The organism is Croceicoccus esteveae (assembly GCF_031846435.1).
GTDB lineage: Bacteria > Pseudomonadota > Alphaproteobacteria > Sphingomonadales > Sphingomonadaceae > Croceicoccus > Croceicoccus esteveae.
In genome coordinates this window covers 180,149-197,843 of sequence record NZ_JAVRHS010000003.1, presented here as the reverse complement: position 1 = coordinate 197,843, position 17,695 = coordinate 180,149, and the positions used below count along the sequence as shown (strand labels likewise).

The 17,695-nt window shown below is 62.2% G+C and carries 16 protein-coding genes; 8 read left to right on the top strand and 8 right to left on the bottom strand.

The annotated features are described in order from the left end of the window. Nucleotides 1–386: 386 nt before the first annotated feature. The 6 genes from dnaA (at nucleotide 387) to dut (ending at nucleotide 7,087) form a co-directional block, all read left to right on the top strand. Nucleotides 387–1,928 (top strand): chromosomal replication initiator protein DnaA, encoded by a 1,542-nt coding sequence (gene dnaA / locus RM533_RS06160; RefSeq protein ID WP_432265038.1) that lies wholly within the window; start codon nucleotides 387–389, stop codon nucleotides 1,926–1,928. A gap of 67 nt (nucleotides 1,929–1,995) precedes the next feature. After that, the gene (gene mutM / locus RM533_RS06155) at nucleotides 1,996–2,805 is read left to right on the top strand and encodes a bifunctional DNA-formamidopyrimidine glycosylase/DNA-(apurinic or apyrimidinic site) lyase (RefSeq protein ID WP_311340332.1); all 810 of its coding nucleotides are present in this window, start codon (nucleotides 1,996–1,998) and stop codon (nucleotides 2,803–2,805) included. A 69-nt stretch (nucleotides 2,806–2,874) separates the two neighbouring features. Next, nucleotides 2,875–3,753 (top strand): class I SAM-dependent methyltransferase, encoded by an 879-nt coding sequence (locus RM533_RS06150; protein ID WP_311340331.1) that lies wholly within the window; start codon nucleotides 2,875–2,877, stop codon nucleotides 3,751–3,753. Nucleotides 3,754–3,760: 7 nt separating this feature from the next. Continuing rightward, nucleotides 3,761–5,320, top strand: a complete 1,560-nt coding sequence (ubiB, locus tag RM533_RS06145) for a 2-polyprenylphenol 6-hydroxylase (RefSeq protein WP_311340330.1) — start codon at nucleotides 3,761–3,763, stop codon at nucleotides 5,318–5,320. Beyond that, the gene (locus RM533_RS06140; protein WP_311340329.1) at nucleotides 5,317–6,621 is read left to right on the top strand and encodes a bifunctional phosphopantothenoylcysteine decarboxylase/phosphopantothenate synthase; all 1,305 of its coding nucleotides are present in this window, start codon (nucleotides 5,317–5,319) and stop codon (nucleotides 6,619–6,621) included. The genes ubiB and RM533_RS06140 overlap by 4 nt, the downstream gene beginning before the upstream one ends. Next, nucleotides 6,608–7,087, top strand: coding sequence for a dUTP diphosphatase (gene dut / locus RM533_RS06135; protein ID WP_311340328.1), 480 nt, complete (start codon nucleotides 6,608–6,610; stop codon nucleotides 7,085–7,087). Before RM533_RS06140 ends, dut begins: the two co-directional genes overlap by 14 nt. A gap of 95 nt (nucleotides 7,088–7,182) precedes the next feature. On the opposite strand, the gene RM533_RS06130 is transcribed toward dut, so the two are convergent. The 4 genes from RM533_RS06130 to secB form a co-directional block, all read right to left on the bottom strand. Then, nucleotides 7,183–7,863 carry a DUF4136 domain-containing protein gene (locus RM533_RS06130; RefSeq protein WP_311340327.1) on the bottom strand — a complete coding sequence of 227 codons (681 nt, stop codon included), beginning with the start codon at nucleotides 7,861–7,863 and terminating at the stop codon, nucleotides 7,183–7,185. A 204-nt stretch (nucleotides 7,864–8,067) separates the two neighbouring features. Beyond that, nucleotides 8,068–9,072: a tryptophan--tRNA ligase gene (gene trpS, locus RM533_RS06125; protein WP_311340421.1), complete on the bottom strand. Its 1,005-nt coding sequence runs from the start codon at nucleotides 9,070–9,072 to the stop codon at nucleotides 8,068–8,070. Continuing rightward, nucleotides 9,072–10,769: a murein biosynthesis integral membrane protein MurJ gene (gene murJ, locus RM533_RS06120; RefSeq protein ID WP_311340326.1), complete on the bottom strand. Its 1,698-nt coding sequence runs from the start codon at nucleotides 10,767–10,769 to the stop codon at nucleotides 9,072–9,074. Before murJ ends, trpS begins: the two co-directional genes overlap by 1 nt. A gap of 40 nt (nucleotides 10,770–10,809) precedes the next feature. Further along, on the bottom strand, nucleotides 10,810–11,340 hold the full coding sequence (gene secB / locus RM533_RS06115) for a protein-export chaperone SecB (RefSeq protein WP_311340325.1): 531 nt from the start codon (nucleotides 11,338–11,340) through the stop codon (nucleotides 10,810–10,812). 361 nt (nucleotides 11,341–11,701) lie between these two features. On the opposite strand from secB, the gene RM533_RS06110 reads away from it, so the two are divergent. Together RM533_RS06110 and RM533_RS06105 are read left to right on the top strand one after the other, a co-directional pair. Further along, nucleotides 11,702–12,385, top strand: a complete 684-nt coding sequence (locus tag RM533_RS06110) for a Tim44/TimA family putative adaptor protein (RefSeq protein WP_311340324.1) — start codon at nucleotides 11,702–11,704, stop codon at nucleotides 12,383–12,385. Nucleotides 12,386–12,577: 192 nt separating this feature from the next. Further along, nucleotides 12,578–13,225 carry a Smr/MutS family protein gene (locus RM533_RS06105; RefSeq protein ID WP_311340323.1) on the top strand — a complete coding sequence of 216 codons (648 nt, stop codon included), beginning with the start codon at nucleotides 12,578–12,580 and terminating at the stop codon, nucleotides 13,223–13,225. 28 nt (nucleotides 13,226–13,253) lie between these two features. On the opposite strand, the gene ahpF is transcribed toward RM533_RS06105, so the two are convergent. From ahpF to RM533_RS06085, 4 genes are all read right to left on the bottom strand, one after another. Then, complete coding sequence (gene ahpF / locus RM533_RS06100; RefSeq protein ID WP_311340322.1) at nucleotides 13,254–14,870, bottom strand: alkyl hydroperoxide reductase subunit F; 1,617 nt, start codon at nucleotides 14,868–14,870, stop codon at nucleotides 13,254–13,256. Nucleotides 14,871–15,055: 185 nt separating this feature from the next. Then, on the bottom strand, nucleotides 15,056–15,622 hold the full coding sequence (gene ahpC, locus RM533_RS06095; RefSeq protein WP_311340321.1) for an alkyl hydroperoxide reductase subunit C: 567 nt from the start codon (nucleotides 15,620–15,622) through the stop codon (nucleotides 15,056–15,058). Nucleotides 15,623–15,798: 176 nt separating this feature from the next. Further along, nucleotides 15,799–16,869, bottom strand: coding sequence for a chorismate synthase (gene aroC, locus RM533_RS06090; RefSeq protein ID WP_311340320.1), 1,071 nt, complete (start codon nucleotides 16,867–16,869; stop codon nucleotides 15,799–15,801). A gap of 270 nt (nucleotides 16,870–17,139) precedes the next feature. Continuing rightward, nucleotides 17,140–17,679: a DUF2306 domain-containing protein gene (locus RM533_RS06085; protein ID WP_311340319.1), complete on the bottom strand. Its 540-nt coding sequence runs from the start codon at nucleotides 17,677–17,679 to the stop codon at nucleotides 17,140–17,142. Nucleotides 17,680–17,695: the final 16 nt, after the last annotated feature.

The following is a 17,695-nucleotide window of genomic DNA, read 5'->3' as shown; positions in this document are numbered from 1 at the left end:
CGCAGATGATTGATCAAGGCGTGCGGCAGTTGCGGCGCGTGTGATGCTGCACGTAGGTGTGGGGGCAGGGGTGGATTGGCATGAATATTGCAAGGTCGGACGTGCTGCGCGAGAGATTATCAGGGCACCCTCCGATCGATGCCATCAAGGCTGATCGGCGAGAGCTACATGATTGCGTGGACCGCCAGTCCGTGAGGGGCATGCCCGATCTGGAGGCAGCAACTGGAGCGCAGGCGCGATCGGTGGACCATGAGGAACAAGTGCGCAGTGCAGCCGGAGGCTTTGCAAACGACGCAAGGCCAGCCAGCGGGACAGCTGCACGCTTGCATACATTGAATAAGCCAGAATTTTCTGGCTCCGGTTTTTTGAACGAGGAAACAAGCAGCGTGGCCGACGACACCGACAGGACGACAGGTCGTGCAGACATGGCAGACCGGCACGCGGTTCACGCGAGGCCGGCGAAATCCGGATCCACCGGCGCCTCCAAAGAACGCGTTGCCCTTGGCGGAGGCGAAACGGATGCGGATCTGCAGGCGGACTGGGCAGACATTTGCACCGGCCTGCGCAAGGATCTGGGACAGCAGGTTTACAGCCAGTGGATCAAGCCGGTCAGGCTGGGCGCGCTGTGCCCCGATACCGGCACGCTCGATCTGTATCTGCCGACCGAATTTTCCGCCAATTGGGTCATGGACCGCTTCGCTGACCGTCTGTCACTGGCCTGGAAGATCGCCAGCAGCGATGTTCGCAATGTGCGGATCGGGGTCGACCCGCGCCGCCACAAACTGCCGGAGATGAAGATTGGCACGCCCACCGCCGCTGCGGTTCAGGCGCCGCGTCGCGTGCAAACGGGTCTGGACAGAACGCATGCGCATGCCGGTCCTGCCGACGGGTTGGAGGAGATCGCATCAGCGGGGCTCGATGCCATGCTGACGTTCGCCAGCTTTGTCACAGGTGAAGGCAATGTCCTGGCCTGCAATGCAGCGCAACGCATGGCGTCTGTCGAGCCGCCGCAGTTTTCGCCCCTTTACCTCAAGGCCGCGACAGGACAGGGCAAGACCCATCTGCTGCATGCGCTCGGCCATCAGTTCGCCGCGACCAGATCGGGCGCGCGCATCTTCTACTGTTCGGCCGAGCGTTTCATGGTCGAGTTCGTGCAGGCTTTGCGGCAGAACCGCATGATGGAGTTCAAATCGCGGTTGCGCGGCTTCGACATGCTGCTGGTCGACGATATCCAGTTCATCATCGGCAAAGCGAGTGCACAGGAGGAACTGCTTTACACCATCGATGCACTGCTGGCCGAAGGCAAGCGCCTCGCCTTTGCCGCTGACCGGGCGCCGCAGGCGCTCGATGGGGTTGAGCCGCGGCTGCTCTCGCGGCTGTCGATGGGGCTTGTCGCGGATATCCAGCCTGCCGACATGGGCCTGCGCCGCAAGATACTGGAACATCGCCTGGCGCGGTTTACTGCCAGCGATGTGCCCGAAGACGTGATTGCATTCCTAGCCCGCACCATCAGCCGCAATGTGCGCGAACTGGTCGGCGGGCTCAACAAGCTCATTGCCTATGCTCAATTGACAGGCCAGCCGGTCAGCCTGCAACTGGCCGAGGAACAGCTTACCGACATCCTGTCGGCGAACCGCCGGCGCATTACGATCGACGAGATCCAGCGCACGGTCTGCCAGTTCTACCGGCTCGACCGATCGGAAATGGCCAGCAAGCGGCGGGCTCGCGCCGTCGTACGCCCGCGGCAGGTGGCCATGTATCTCGCCAAGGTGCTGACGCCGCGATCCTACCCGGAAATCGGGCGCAAATTCGGTGGGCGGGACCATTCCACGGTCATTCACGCGGTTCGGCTGATCGAGGATCTGCGCACGCGCGATGCCGACATGGACGGCGATGTGCGCTCGCTGCTGCGCCAGCTGGAAAGCTGACCGGTACAGCGTGCCTCTGGCCGTTGTGGATTTGCCGGTGCGGTGCTGACTGCCTATATGGCAACGCATGCCTGAATTGCCCGAAGTCGAAACGACCGTGCGCGGTCTGGCAGCCTGTCTGGAAGGCGAGACGATCACGCGTGCAGAGGTGCGCCGGCCGGATCTGCGCCGGCCGTTCCCTGCCGGTCTGGTGCAGGCACTTACCGGAGCCAGGGTAACCCATCTGTCGCGCCGCGCGAAATACGGCCTCATCCATTTTCGCGGATTGGTGATGGTCTTTCACCTTGGCATGTCGGGGCGCTGGCGGATCGATCCGCCAGAACTAGACCGACACGATCATCTGGTGCTGGAAACAGGCAATGGCCGGCTGCTGGCGCTCAACGATGCACGCCGGTTTGGCTCCGTTGACCTTGTAGAAGCGGACTGCCTGGCGCAATTTGCTCCTTTTGCAGGGTTGGGTCCCGAGCCGCTTGGCGAGGAACTGACGCCGCAGAAACTGGCGGCGCAGCTTGCCGGGCGCAAATCGGCAATAAAAACCATGCTGCTCGATCAGCGGATCGTCGCCGGGCTTGGCAATATCTATGTTGCAGAAGCGCTGCATCGCGCCCGTATCCGTCCGGACAAGGCGGCGGGCGCGGTGTCGAAGCCGGCCTTGCAGCGGCTGGTCCCGGCGATCCGGGATGTGTTGAACGAATCAATTGCGGCCGGCGGATCTTCGATGCGCGACTTCGTTCAACCCGATGGCGCACTCGGCTATTTTGCCAGTGAATGGCAGGTCTATGGCCGTGAGGGCCAGCCCTGTCGCTGCGGCGGCGTGGTAAAGCGCATGGTGCAGGGTGGACGCAGCACGTTCTGGTGCCCGACCTGTCAACGATAATGCCACTGCGTCGGATGGTGCGACCTATTTGCTTTGCCTGTGCAGCGATCCATTCTAAACGGCCTAGCCATGGATGATCCACTCTCTACCGACCGCGTTCCCGATCCTGCAGAGCGCACCGACGCACCGGCCGATCGGACGCTGACAGTTTCGCCGCTCGCTCCAGGGCAATTGGATACCGGCAGTCGCATCGACGCCGACACCAACACCGACACCGACACCGACACGGTATCCTTCGGTTACCAGAACGTCGCGCCGGCGGAAAAAACCGCGCGGGTCGGCGCGGTGTTTACCAATGTGGCGCGCAGATATGACATCATGAACGATGCCATGTCAGGCGGCATGCACCGCTTGTGGAAGGATCGCTTCGTGCGCCGGGTCAAGCCGCGCGGCGGTGAGGAGATCCTAGACATGGCGGGCGGGACCGGCGACATCGCCTTTCGCATGGCGGAGCGCGGTGCACGCGTGACTGTCGCCGACATCAACCAGGACATGCTCGACGTGGGGCTGGACCGGGCAGTAAAGCGCGGCATCGATACGCTGGTCTGGTCCTGCCAGAACGCTGAAAGCCTGAGCTTTGCCGATCAATCGTTCGACGCCTACACGATCGCCTTCGGCATCCGCAATGTGACGCATATCGACCAGGCGCTGGCAGAGGCGTATCGGGTGCTGCGCCATGGCGGCCGGTTCTGGTGCCTTGAATTCTCGACCACGCAATGGGCCGGTTTCCGGGAGGTTTACGACGCCTATTCCCATCATCTGGTGCCGCGCATCGGCAAGCAGATCGCAGGGGACGCAGACAGCTACCGCTATCTGGTGGAATCGATCCGCCGGTTTCCGACCATGCCGGCGTTTCAACAGATGATCGAAGCAGCCGGTTTCACGCAAACCCGGGTCGAGCCGATCATGGGCGGGCTTGTCGCCATGCATTCGGGCTGGAAAACCTGATCCGCCAATGACCCGTCCCGCCACTCACATCCTGCGGCTGCTGCGCTGGGGCCGGACGCTTGCCCGGCACGGAGCGCTGCGCATCGTCGAAGACAATCCGGCAACACCGCCACAGGTGCGCCGTCTGTGCCGGATTGCCCGGTTCGGCACCCGGCAGCCGCGTGTTCCCGACTACGCCGGGGCGTTTCAGGATATCGGCCCCGCGGCAATCAAGCTTGGCCAGACGCTCGCCACCCGCCCCGATCTGGTCGGCGAGGATGCGGCCCGCAATCTGCTCAGCCTGCAGGATTCGCTGGCGCCCGTTGCATTCGAGCGTATCTGCCATGTCATCGAGAGCAGCTTCGAACGGCCGATCGGCGCGCTGTTTGCCAGCATCGACGAAATCCCTATCGGCGCTGCCTCAATTGCGCAGGTGCACAAGGCGGTGACGCTGCAGGGCCGCACTGTTGCTGTAAAGGTGCAGCGGCCGGATGTGCGCGCGCAGTTTGCCCGCGACATCGAAACCTTTGAATGGGCCGCAGCACATCTGGAAGCATTCGGAGGAGAGGCGGCACGCCTGCGCCCCCGGCTGATCATCGCCAATTTCAAACGCTGGACCACACGCGAGCTCGACCTGCGTAGGGAAGCGGCGTCCGCTTCTGAACTGGCGCAGGGCGTGGCCGCTATACCCGGCTTTCGCGTGCCCGACATCGACTGGGACCGCACCAACGGCCGGGTCCTGACGATGGAATGGATCGACGGCATTAAGATTGCCGATCGCGAGCGTCTGCTGGCTGCCGGAAACGATCTTGACGATATCGCCAACCGGCTGGTGCTGGCCTTCCTGCGTCAGGCGATCAGTGCCGGCTTCTTTCATGCAGACATGCACCAGGGCAATCTGTTCGTGGAGGCGGATGGCACGATCGTCGCGATCGATTTCGGCATCATGGGCCGCATCGACCGGCGCGCCAGAAGCTGGCTCGCCGAAATCCTGTACGGTCTTACCACGGGCAATTACCGCAGGGTCGCTGAAATTCATTTCGAAGCGCAATATGTGCCGGCGCATCATTCGGTGGAGGAATTCGCGACTGCATTGCGGGCCGTCGGCGAACCGATGCGCGGCAAGCCGGTCAGCGAACTTTCCGTCGGACAGATGCTCGACGGTCTGTTTGCGATCACACGCGAATTCGACATGCAGACGCAGCCGCACCTCCTGCTGCTGCAAAAGACGATGGTGATGGTCGAAGGCATCGCAACATCCCTGCATCCCGGCATCAACCTGTGGGACACCGCCGCGCCGTTCGTGCGCGAGTGGATCAGGGACGAACTTGGCCCCGAAGCGGCGCTTGCCGATCGCATCCGGACAGATCTGCGCACCTTGCTCGGCCTGCCCGACCTGGTCCGCCGGGTCGAGGAACGCTTTCCGCCAGCAGGCGGCGCGCCGCAGGCCCCGCCGCTGCCGCACGTGCCATTGGTATGGGAACGCCGTGATCGCGGCGAGGCGGGCAGCTGGGCCCGGTATCTGCTTGCCGCGGCGCTGGGCGGGGCAGCCGTTTACGCAATGGTGGCGGCAAGCATCGTGACATGAGCGAGCAGGACGTGGATCAGAAGGGTACAAGCCAGAACGCCGCCGGGCTGAACATCCTGCTGATCGTGGGTGGCGGTATTGCGGCTTACAAGGCATGCGAGCTGATCCGCATCATCCGCAAGGAAGGCGGCAAGGTGACGTGTGTGCTGACGCAAGGTGGCGCGCATTTCGTGACCGCCATGACGCTTGCCGCATTGAGCGAGCAGCCTGTACACACCAGCTTGTGGGACCTTCAGAACGAAGTGGAGATGGGACACATCCAGCTTTCGCGGCAGGCCGATCTGGTCGTGGTGTGTCCGGCCACCGCTGACCTGCTGGCCAGCATGGCTGCAGGGCTTGCAGGAGATCTTGCGACCACGCTCCTTCTGGCGACGGACAAGCCGGTGCTTGCCGTGCCAGCGATGAACGTGCGCATGTGGCAGCACCCGGCCACATGCCGCAATGTCGCGCAGCTGCGCGCTGATGGCGTTGCCGTCATGGAACCTGCCGAAGGAGCGATGGCTTGCGGAGAATACGGCGCTGGCCGTCTGCCCGATCCGCATTCGATATGGGCAGCGATCCGCGACCTTGCCCGCACAGGCAGCGATGGTGCGCCCGGTGCAGCCGACCACTGGCTCGATGGCCGGCTCGATCACTGGCCCGATCACCGGCCCGATCACCGGCTTGCCGGGCGGCATGTTCTTGTAACCGCCGGGCCAACGCATGAACCCATCGATCCGGTCCGCTATATCGCCAATCGGTCCAGCGGCAAGCAGGGCTACGCGATTGCAGCTGCCGCAGCTGCCGCAGGTGCGCGCGTTACGCTGATATCAGGGCCGGTTACACTTCCAACCCCCGTTGCAGTGAAGCGGGTTGACGTGGAAACCGCCGCGGAGATGACGGCCGCAGTTCAAAGCGCCTTGCCTGCCGATGTGGCGATCCTGGTGGCCGCAGTTGCCGATTGGCGTGTGGCCGAACGGCAGGATCGCAAGATCAAGAAGGACAAATCTGCGGCTGTTGCGCCGCTTCAGCTGGTGGAAAATGCCGACATTCTGGCGAATCTGGCAAAATCGGATCGGCGACCCCGCCTGCTGATCGGTTTTGCAGCAGAAACCGAGGATGTCGACCGTAACGCAGCGGCAAAGCGCTTGCGCAAGGACGTCGACTGGATCGTTGCCAATGATGTTTCGGGCGATGTCATGGGTGGGGACGATAACGCCATCACCCTTGTCACCGCATCGGGAGCCGAACACTGGCATGCCATGCCCAAGCACGCTGTTGCCGCAGCACTGATCGACAGGATTGCCGATGACCTTGCCTGACACCATCCCCATTCCGGTCTTACGCTTGCCCGGCAGTGCCGACTTGCCGCTACCCGCCTATTCGACGCAAGGGGCCTCAGGCATGGATGTGGTTTCGGCACAGGAGCATATCCTGCCTGCCGGGGACCGCGCGGCAATCGCCACCGGCATCGCCTTTGCCATTCCGGAGGGCTACGAGGTGCAGATCCGCCCGCGTTCCGGGCTGGCGCTGAAGCATGGCATCACCGTTCTCAACGCTCCGGGCACGATCGACTGCGATTATCGTGGCGAGTTGAAAATCATCCTCGTCAACCTGGGGCAGGAGCCTTACAAGATTCGAAGGGGCGACCGCATCGCGCAGGCCGTTCTGGCACCTGTCAGGCGTGCAGCCTGGCTGCCAGTGACACATCTTGATGAAACTGCACGGGGGGAGGCGGGCTTCGGCTCCACCGGCTTTGGCGCCGCGGACGTGGAACCGATCCGCTGACGATCAGTGCCTGATATTCCAGAAGACGGGTTGTTCAAGGAGGCGGGCGCGTGCCCACCTCCCCATTATCGGCCTGTCCAGCTGTTTGCCGCAGGTCATCTGGAGATGCGGCGCACCTTTTTTTCACGGTCTTCAGGCGCAATGGAAATGCGCAGCGTTTCCCCGGAATTGCCTGGGAAATCGGTGAACATTGCGTCGACCAGATTGGGTACCAGATATTGGAGCCGATCCGACTGTGACACAGCTTCGGCCTTGCCTTCGAACAGACGCTGCCCATCCACCCTGCGGTCGATCTTGAGATCGATACCACTGGTATAGACGGTGTAGCTGGTTACCTGCTGGCCGGAGCTGAAAAACGGATCGTACCAGCCATATCCCCACGGCCGTCCGCCATAATAGGATCGGCCAAAGCCGTACCCGTACCAGGGGTTGTAGAAGGGATCGCGGGCAAACCCGGTCGTGCGGATCCGTTCGCGTCCGTCGGTCACGCCATAATCGAACCGCACGATCAGATCGGCAGTTTCGGGCGATGATGCTTCGGTGTAGCCAAGCTTGCTCATTTCGGCTTCAACGACATCGGCGTATTGCGAGAACTCAAGCCCGCCGGCCAAAGCCGGATCATCCGCGACAACGGCAAAGCTGTTGCCCTGCGGCGCCGGCAACTGTGTGGTGAAGCGCGAAACATCGGCTTTGAAAGGCGTGGCACAGCCGGCAACCGCGCCCAGCAGGAGCGGGGCGCTGATCCATCGTACCGCGCGCTTGGCGAGGATTGTCATTGACTGATCTCCATATTGGTCAAGCGACCGACATGTGAACCGGAACGCTGTAACGCAAATTATGCACAGTTTGTAGCAGCTTGCCAATGAACTGGTCTTGAATGCCCCTGCAGGTGACGGAGGTCGTCCGACAGCGTATCTGCGGCGATCGGCTTGCGTCTGCTGTGGAACAGCGTTGGCACAGATGCGAAGCGTGATGCTGACCTACCGCATCAGACCGAGCGCATCATACGCGGCCGCCAGCGTCGGTTCGGCGGCCTGCCTTGCGGCCGACGCGCCCTGTTCCAGTACGGCATCGATGCTGTCGTCGCGGCGCAGCGCTTCATATCGGGTGCGGATGGGGGCAAGCTGCGCGACAAGCGCTTCGGCGAGCGCAGGCTTGAACGTGCCGAAACCCTGTCCTGCAAAGCGCGCGCACACCGCATCGCGGCTTAGCCCGGTGATGCTGGCGTAGATACCGACAAGGTTCTGCGCTTCTGCCCGACCTGCAAGCCCTGCGTAATCTCCCGGCAGTGGTTCCGCGTCCGTGCGCGCCTTGCGGATCTTCTGTGCAATGGTGTCATTGTCGTCAGTCAGATTGATGCGGCTCATGTCCGAAGGATCGGACTTCGACATCTTGGCCGACCCGTCGCGCAGGGACATGATGCGCGCCGATTGTTCCGGGATGAACGGTTCGGGAATGGTGAACACGTCCCGCCCCATGTCCGTGTTGAACTTTTCCGCAATGTCGCGCGTCAATTCCAGATGCTGCTTCTGGTCTTCTCCGACGGGCACATGGGTAGGCTGGTAGAGGAGGATGTCGGCCGCCTGCAGCACGGGATAGACGAACAGGCCGACACTGGCGCCTTCACGGTTCTTGCCCGCCTTGTCCTTGAACTGCGTCATGCGGTTGAGCCAGCCGATGCGGGCCGTGCCGTTCAACAGCCAGGCAAGCTCGGCATGGGCGGGCACGCGCGCCTGGTTGAACAGCACGCTTTTTTCAGGATCGATACCCGCTGCGATCAGCGCTGCGGCCATGTCGCGCACATTCGCCATGCGTTGTTCGCGCTGTTCATGGACGGTGATCGCATGCATGTCGGCCAGGAAGAAGAAACACGCGCCGCCATCGCGCGCGACATCATCTTGCATCGCTACCCAGTTGACGATCGCCCCCAGATAATTGCCCAGATGAAGATTGCCGGTAGGCTGAATTCCGGAAAGCACGCGCATCATGTCGGTCCTGTGTCTTTTGCATCGGGGTTGGCGGGAGGGAGAACGGGCAGGGCAGGCTCGGTGAGCGACGGGTCCCTGGCCGCTTCTGCGCCGCGAACAGCTGCACCGGCGTTGCGCCGGCGTCTGGTCAGCTGTGACAGCAGCGATGCGTCGATCGCTCCTGTGACCCATGCCCCCATCAGGAACACCGCGCCGCCGCCCAGGACCAGCACGCCAAGTGACCAGACGCGGTCGAGCGCGCCGCCGCTGTAATTTTCCGCCATCAGCGGCACGACCAGCCACAGCGCCACGGCCATGACCCCGACCGCCGCTGTCTGACGCCCGATCCGGCCCACAAGGTGCAGATCAGCCCGGTACCACCCGCGCCGGTGCAACACGACGTACAAAGTCGTGACGTTAAGCCACGCGGTAAATGCCGTCGCCCCGGCAAGGCCGACGATCCCGAACACCGGCACCACGGCAAAGTTGATCGCGATATTGATAATCAGCGCGCCTGCGGCAATCCATACCGGGGTACGGGTATCCTCCCTGCTGAAGAAGGCAGGCTGAAACACCTTGACCAGCACATAGGCCGGCAAGCCTGCCACCAGTGCCATGACGATGCGCCCCATCGTGTCGCCATTGGCCTGCGTCATCTGTCCGCCGACAAAGAAAGCGGTTGCGAATGCCGGGGCGCAAATCGCCAGCGCCACGGCGGCGGGCAGGGTGAGCAACATGGCGATTTCCACCGCATTGGTCTGCAAGCGCTGCGCACCAGCCCGGTCGTCTGTCTGAATATGACGGGCGAGCATAGGCAGGATGGCGGTCCCCAGAGCTATACCGACAATGCCCAGCGGCATCTGATTGAGCCGGTCGGCCAGCTTCAGTAATGTCAGCGAGCCTTGCGGCAGTGAGGTCGCAAAGAACGTATCGACAAACTGGCTGATCTGGTAAATGCCCGCACCGAATGTTGCCGGCAGGATCAGTTTGGCCAACCGCCTGACCTCGGGAGTAAGCTTTGGCAGCCGCAGCGTCAGCACCACACCTACCCTGCGGGTGGCCCATGCCATGTAGGCAAGCTGGGCCGCACCCGCCACTGCCACCGCGACCGCAAGCGTCGTTGCAACAACGACATTGTCCCCGCTGTCGCCGCGCAGGTAATATCCCACGCCGATCCCGCTGATAAGAACGATGTTGAGCAACACCGGGACAAAAGCGCCGGGCGCAAAGCGTGACCGCGCGTTGAGCACGCCTGACAGCATTGCCACCACGCTGACCAGCGCCAGGTAGGGAAAGGTGATTTGCGCCAGCGTCACCGACAGTTCGAACTTGCCGGGGATTTCTTTGAACTCGCTCGCCAGAAGCCACACAATGCCGGGCATGGCCAGCATGGCGAGCGCGGAGAACCCCAGCAACACCCAGACAAACACCGCCAGCACATCATTGGCGAATTTCTGCGCAGCCAGTCCGCCTGCGCCATCAGGGCCATCGGCGGAATGCAGGGCGCGCGTATACATGGGCACGAACGCGACCGAGAATGCCCCTTCGGCAAACAGCCGGCGAAACGTGTTGGGCAGGATGAACGCCAGCTGGAATGCATCGGCGGCCAATCCCGCACCAAGCACGCGCGCCAGAAGAATGTCGCGCGCAAAGCCGAACACGCGACTGACTGCGGTCAACCCGCCGATCGTGCCGACGTTGCGAACAAGGCTCATCTGCCCGTTGCCTGGTGCAGCGCGAGCCGTTCAGCCTGCGTCAGGCGCTGCCGACAGGCGGCATGTCACCACCTGTACCCTGCTGTTCGCGACGCTGGTTGAGCTGCTGCACGTAAAGCCCCTGAAAATCGATCGGATCGAGCAGGAGCGGAGCAAATCCGAGGTCGCGCACCGCGTCGGAAACGATCCTGCGGACAAACGGAAACAGGATACGAGGCGCTTCTGCGTAGAGAAATGCATGCGCCTGATCGTCAGGTACATTGCGCATGCCAATCAGCGCGCAATAGACCAGATCGACGATATAGCTGGTGCCTTCTTCCGCCTTGGCGGTCACGGTCACCTTCAGGGCGACTTCGTGCACCTCGCCCTCGATCGCTTGCGCATTGATGTTGAGCTGCACGTCAAGCTGCGGCTGCGAGGGCCATTGGTAACTGCGCGGCGCGTTGGGATTTTCGACCGACAGATCCTTGATGTACTGGGAAATCATGCCAATCGCCGGCTGCGTATCGGCGCCATTGCCGTTGCCGTGACCACCTGCGGTATCGATGGAACCATTGCCTTGCTCGGCCATGCCTGTTCACTTCCTGTAGCTGTTTGGTGCAAGAACGCGTCCGGCGCATCTGCCCCTGGCGCAACACATCGGCGCAGCGCGTAGCACCAGCCGCTGCGCGCTTCAACCATAGGCACACGCAGGCGTGCAGCTGCACAGGCACTGCAACAGGCGACATCAGCTACCGCAAGGATGGCTGGCTGATGTGAAAAAGGCGTCTCCATCGCGCGGTACTGTTGTCGAATTGCAAACGCTGCTTATGTAGTGCAGGTTGGATATGTCGAGTCCGCCTGGTGGCTGACGTGACCCTTTTTGCAAAGGTTTCGTACCTGATTATCGTGCCTTGACCCTTGTGCACTGCTATCGATGTGCACTGCTATGGATGGATTTTGTGGTTCAGATCATCATACTTGCGCTGATTGCTGCGTTTCTTGGCTACAAGCTTTATTCGGTGCTTGGTCGCCGGGCGGAGCATGAGGAAGAAACGCTGGGCAGGCTGCCCCCGCCATCGCAGTCGCGCGACGCGAGTGCCCTGCCAGCGCGGGATCGTGCCCAGCCGACCGGAGAGCAGACGGCCCCGTCAGCCATGGAGCGGGCGATGAGCGCGGTCGCGCCGGGTGCGCGGCGGGCAGTGCAGGAAATCGCTGCTGCCGATCGGACCTTTGAACCTGCCCGCTTCATCGAAGGCGCACGTTCCGCTTATGGCATGATCCTGGAGGCGTTCTGGCAAGGCGACAAGGAAACTCTGCAGGAATTGTGCGATGACGGTGTTTACGAAAGTTTCGCCGCAGCCATCGATGCGCGCGTCGAAGCAGGCGAGGTGGTGAGCAATCGCCTCATCCGGATCGAACAGGCAGAGATTACTGCTGCGGACTTTTCCGCTCCGATGGCGCATCTCACCGTGCGTTTTCTTGCCGACATTGCTGCCATGACACACGATCGTGACGGCGCCATGATCGCCGGGTCGCTTGATGATGCGGTTGAAAGCGACGATGTCTGGACCTTCAGCCGCAGAGTGGATGCAGCAGCGCCGAACTGGCTGCTGGAAAGCACCGACGCTGCCTGACCTGCTCACCGGCTGGCTCCGACCCGTTCCGCAAGGTGCCGGATCAGCGCGCCAAGTCAGACGCTAAGTCAGACATCGGGTCGAACACGGGAGTGGGCTGCCTTGCGCCGCGACGGAACGAGTGACGGGGAACCAGGCTTTCGCAGATCAAGCGCTTTTGGGGCAGGCCGGCAACACAGGCCGGCAGGTTCATTGCCGAACACGGGTCCGGGCGCTCGCAAGCTGTCGCCGGAAGAGCAGCGATCATGGGCGCAACTTGCGGCAACGGTAACCCCGCTCGACGGCGGCAAGCGGGCAAATGGCGCACCCGTGAACAAGCTATCCGGCAAGGATGCTACGCAATCCGCGCAACTCCTCGGGCCCAGCGGTGGTGCTGCCCCTGCTGCAGCAAGGACGCCAACAACCCTGCACCTGGACATTGCACAGGCGAAGCCCAAGGTTTCGCCTGCCATGCCGCATCCGATGCGGCAGGCTGCGCAAATACGCGATGGCGGCTCTCTTGATGCCTCATGGGATAGGAAAATGGCGCGTGCCAGTGTCGCGCCTGATTTCACCCTCGATCTGCACGGGCACACGCTTGACGCCGCCTATGCGCGTCTCAACGCGGGTTTGCAGCAGGCGGTGGCGCAAGGCGCGCGCCTGCTGCTGATCGTGGCTGGCAAACCGCGCCCGGTTCATGCCGCAGACCGGTCCGAGCGGCGTGGGGCAATTCGCGCCAAGCTGATGGACTGGATCGCCGCCGGACCTCATGCAGGCAGTGTAGCAGCAATTCGCCCGGCCCATCCGCGGCATGGTGGGCAGGGCGCATTGTACGTCGTGCTGAAACGGCGGCGAGGATGAGAAACCCGCCGCCGCCCTGCCGCGGGTGTTACTCCGCTGCGATCTGCGCAGCTTCCTGCGCCGCTTGCGCGATCTGTTCGGCAGGCTCGGTGCGGATGATATAGTCGAAGGCGGACAGCGCTGCTTTCGACCCCTCGCCCATGGCGATCACGATCTGCTTGTATGGCACGGTCGTTACGTCGCCGGCGGCAAACACCCCGGGCAAATTGGTTCCGCCGCGCGCATCGACGATAATTTCGCCATGCGGGGTCAGTTCGACGCCTGAACCTTTCAGCCATTCGGTGTTCGGCACCAGCCCGATCTGCACAAAGACGCCATCAAGAGCAATCGTGTGTTCCGCGTCGGTGTTCCGGTCCTTGTAAGCGAGGCCGTTCATCCTGGTGCCGTCGCCGGTCACTTCGGTGGTTTGCGCAGACGTGATGATCTCGACATTGGGGAAGCTTTTCAGCTTGTCGACCAGCACCGCATCGGCGCGAAGCTGACTGTCGAACTCGATCAAAGTCACATGACCGACGATATTGGCAAGATCGATTGCCGCCTCGACACCCGAATTACCGCCGCCGATCACGCCGACGCGCTTGCCCCTGTAGAGCGGACCGTCGCAGTTCGGGCAGTAGGCAACACCCTTGTTCTTGTACTCATCCTCGCCCGGCACGCCAAGCTGGCGCCAGCGTGCGCCGGTCGTCAGGATGAGCGAGCGCGCTTTGAGCGAGGCGCCGTTATCGAACACGATTTCGTGGATACCGCCCGGACCTGTTGCGGGAATCAGCTGCGTCGCCTTTTGCAGGTCCATCACGTCGATGTCGTATTCCGCGACATGGTTGGCCAGTGCAGCGGCAAGCTTCGGTCCCTCGGTATAGGTGACGGAGATGAGGTTCTCGATTCCCATCGTGTCCATTACCTGGCCGCCCAGCCGCTCGGCGGCGATGCCGGTGCTGAACCCCTTGCGCGCGGTATAAATTGCCGCTGCCGCGCCGGCGGGACCCCCGCCAACCACCAGCACTTCGAACACATCCTTGGCAGCGAGCTTCTCTGCGGCACGGGCAGCCGCGCCGGTGTCGACCTTGGCGAGGATTTCCTTCACGTCCATCCGGCCGTTGGCAAACACTTCGCCATTGAGGAACACCGCCGGCACCGCCATGACATCGCGGCGCTCCACCTCGTCCTGGTAGGCGCCACCCTCGATCAGCGTTGCCTTTACCCGTGGGTTGAAGATTGCCATCAGCGTCAGCGCCTGCACCACGTCGGGGCAATTGTGGCATGACAGCGAAAAATACATCTCGAAGTCGAAGTCGCCACCAAGCTGGCGGATCTGCTCGATGATTTCGTCATCGACCTTGGGCGGGTGTCCGCCTGCCCACAGCAGGGCCAGCACCAGCGAGGTGAACTCATGACCCAGCGGCAGTCCGGCAAAAGTCACGGCGGCGGCATGATCGTCGGCGCGGCGGATGTCGAAGCTTGGCTTGCGTGCATTGGTGCCGGTTTCCAGCACACTGACCTTGTCGGACAGAGCCGCAATTTCGTGCAGCAGTGCGCGGGTGTCGGTCGATTTGGCATCGTCGCCCAAACTGGCGACCAGCTCGATGGGGGTTTTCAGATTGCCGAGGTAAGTCTGCAATTGCTGGGTCAGATTGGCGTCGAGCATGTTCGGTTTCCTTGATTTTCAGGTAAGATAGCGCGGCTTTCACTGTTATCGGCGATGTTGCAGGTGCGGGCACAGAACGGCCCGGGACGGCAAACCACCCCGGGCCGCGCGCTGTTTCGTCAGGACCCTGCTATCAAGGCCCCGTGATCAGAGCCGTCATCGGGCTCCAATCAGGTTCGGCAGGATCAGATCTTGCCGACCAGGTCGAGCGAAGGAGCCAGGGTGTCGCTGCCCTCTTCCCACTTGGCGGGGCAGACCTCACCGGGATGAGCGCGGACGTATTGCGCGGCCTTGATCTTGCGCACCAGTTCCTTGGCATTGCGGCCAACGCCTTCGCTGGTGATTTCCATGATCTGAATGACGCCATCGGGATCGACGACAAACGTTGCCCGGTCGGCGAGACCCATCGTTTCACGCAGCACGCCGAAATTGTTCGACAGCGTGTGAAGCTGGTCGCCCAGCATGGGAAACTTGATCTTGGAAATCTTGTCCGACGTGTCGTGCCATGCCTTGTGGCTGAAATGCGTGTCGGTCGAGACGGAATAGACCTCGACGTCCATCTTCTTCAGCGTGTCGTACTGTTCAGCCAGATCTTCCAGTTCAGTCGGGCAGACGAAGGTGAAATCTGCCGGATAGAAGAAGAACACGGACCAGTGGCCCTTCACGTCCGTGTCGGATACGTCAAAAAATTCCTTGCCTGCCTGATAGGCCGTGGCGGTGAACGGCTTTAGCTGGCTTCCGATAATTCCCATGGTGCATCTCCTGCTGGTTGCTGTGTTGGTGTTGCCAGCTTCAGATAAGAGGACCAATGCCAAACCCCAAGCGGCAAAAACCGATGTGAGTGATAGAATAACTCAATCACGCCCATTTGATCGAGAGAAGCGAACACTCGAAGCGCTTTGCCAGGCGGGCAGTTGAGCGCAACGGTTCAGGCGCCGCATTGCGCCCGATGCAGCATGAAATGATCGGCCAGCACGAGAGCCATCATTGCCTCGACTACCGGCGCGCCGCGGATGCCGACACATGGATCGTGCCGCCCCTTGGTGCGGATCCGCGCCGCTTCGCCTGCGCGGTTGACCGTGGGGACCGGCACCAGGATGGAGGAAGTCGGCTTGAATGCCACGCGCACCCGCACCGGCTGACCGGTCGAGATGCCGCCGGCAATCCCGCCGGCGTGATTGGCAGTGAATTCCACCCCATCCGCGCCCGGCTGCATGGGGTCGGCATTGTCTTCGCCGCGCAGGGCAGCCGCGGCAAAGCCATCCCCGATCTCCACGCCTTTTACCGCATTGATCCCCATCATGGCGGCGGCAAGATCGGCATCGAGCTTGCCATAGACCGGTGCACCCCACCCGGCGGGCACATGGCGCGCCTCGCACTCGACGATTGCGCCCAGCGATGATCCCGCCTTGCGCGCACTGTCGACCAGCGTCTCCCACCGCGCGGCGGCCACGGGATCGGGACAGAAGAACGGGTTCAGCGCGATTTGCGCAGCGTCGAAGCGGGCAGGATCGATCGCATCGCCGCCGATCTCGGCGACCCAGGCGCGGATCTGCACATCGCCGACAATCTTGCGCGCCACCGCGCCTGCCGCCACTCTCGCCGCCGTTTCGCGCGCCGAACTGCGCCCGCCGCCGCGATAGTCGCGAAACCCGTATTTGGCGTCATAGGCGTAATCGGCATGGCCGGGGCGATAGCTGTCCGCGACTTCGGAGTAATCCTTGGAGCGCTGGTCGGTGTTCTCGATCATCAGCGAAATCGGCGTGCCGGTGGTCTGCCCCTCGAACACGCCCGACAGGATGCGCACCTGGTCCGGCTCATTGCGCTGCGTCGTGAAACGGCTGGTGCCGGGCCGGCGCCGATCAAGTAAGGGCTGGATGTCCGCCTCTGTCAACGGCAACCGCGGCGGGCACCCGTCCACCACCGCGCCCAACGCCGGCCCATGGCTTTCGCCCCAGGTGGTGAACCGCAGCACGCGGCCGAAAATGTTGACGCTCATGGCAAGGTTCCTTTGCCGCCACGCTTTGGTGAGTTGCGGCGCGAAAGTCCATGCTGCGGGGCTATTTCGCGTGGGAAACGAGCCGTTACACTTGCCTCTGTAGGACGGCCTTTGCAAACAGGATCCGGCGGCCTTGGACAAACGTGAATAAAGATGGCGGATCGCGAGCAAATCCAAGGCGCGCGTTGACGGCCGAACATGGGTGGAAAACTGACATTCTTGTGAGCCTTTGTCCTACAGTGATCGAAAACACTGCGGAGCACCCGCAGATCAGCCAAAGACAAGATTGCCGAGCAAGCGACCGGGAGTCAGAGTAGCCAAACCTGCTATCACCAACCCGACATAAAGCCCGGCCATTGCGCTACGATGCGCTTCAATGCGTCCACTTCGGGCGAACCACACGCCAAGAGGCACATTGGTCAACGTCCAGATTGTGAAGATGTGGATGAAGCTGTACCCGGTGCCGGCAATGCCCGCGCCGGGCGAATGAATGAAGGCCGACGCGATTGCGGTCACCAGCATCAGCCCAATCCAAGCGCGCCCAAGCCACCGATGCAAATTATTGCCCTTTCGCCGCCACAGTACCACCGGCCCAACAAGCAAGGCTGGTACAGCGGTGGTGAGGTGGATAATTATAGGTAGACTGAAGCCGCGTACCTCGCTTGCCATCGCGTCCGTTGAACCAAAGCCGCCAAAGAAAATTGAAAGCACCGTCATGATGACTGTGATCAGAATCGTAATTGCAGCCGTGACCGCCAGGCTTGAAGGTCGTGCGGGTTTATTAGCTTGAAACGTTGTAGAAAATGGCATGCTTGTTTCCTGGATC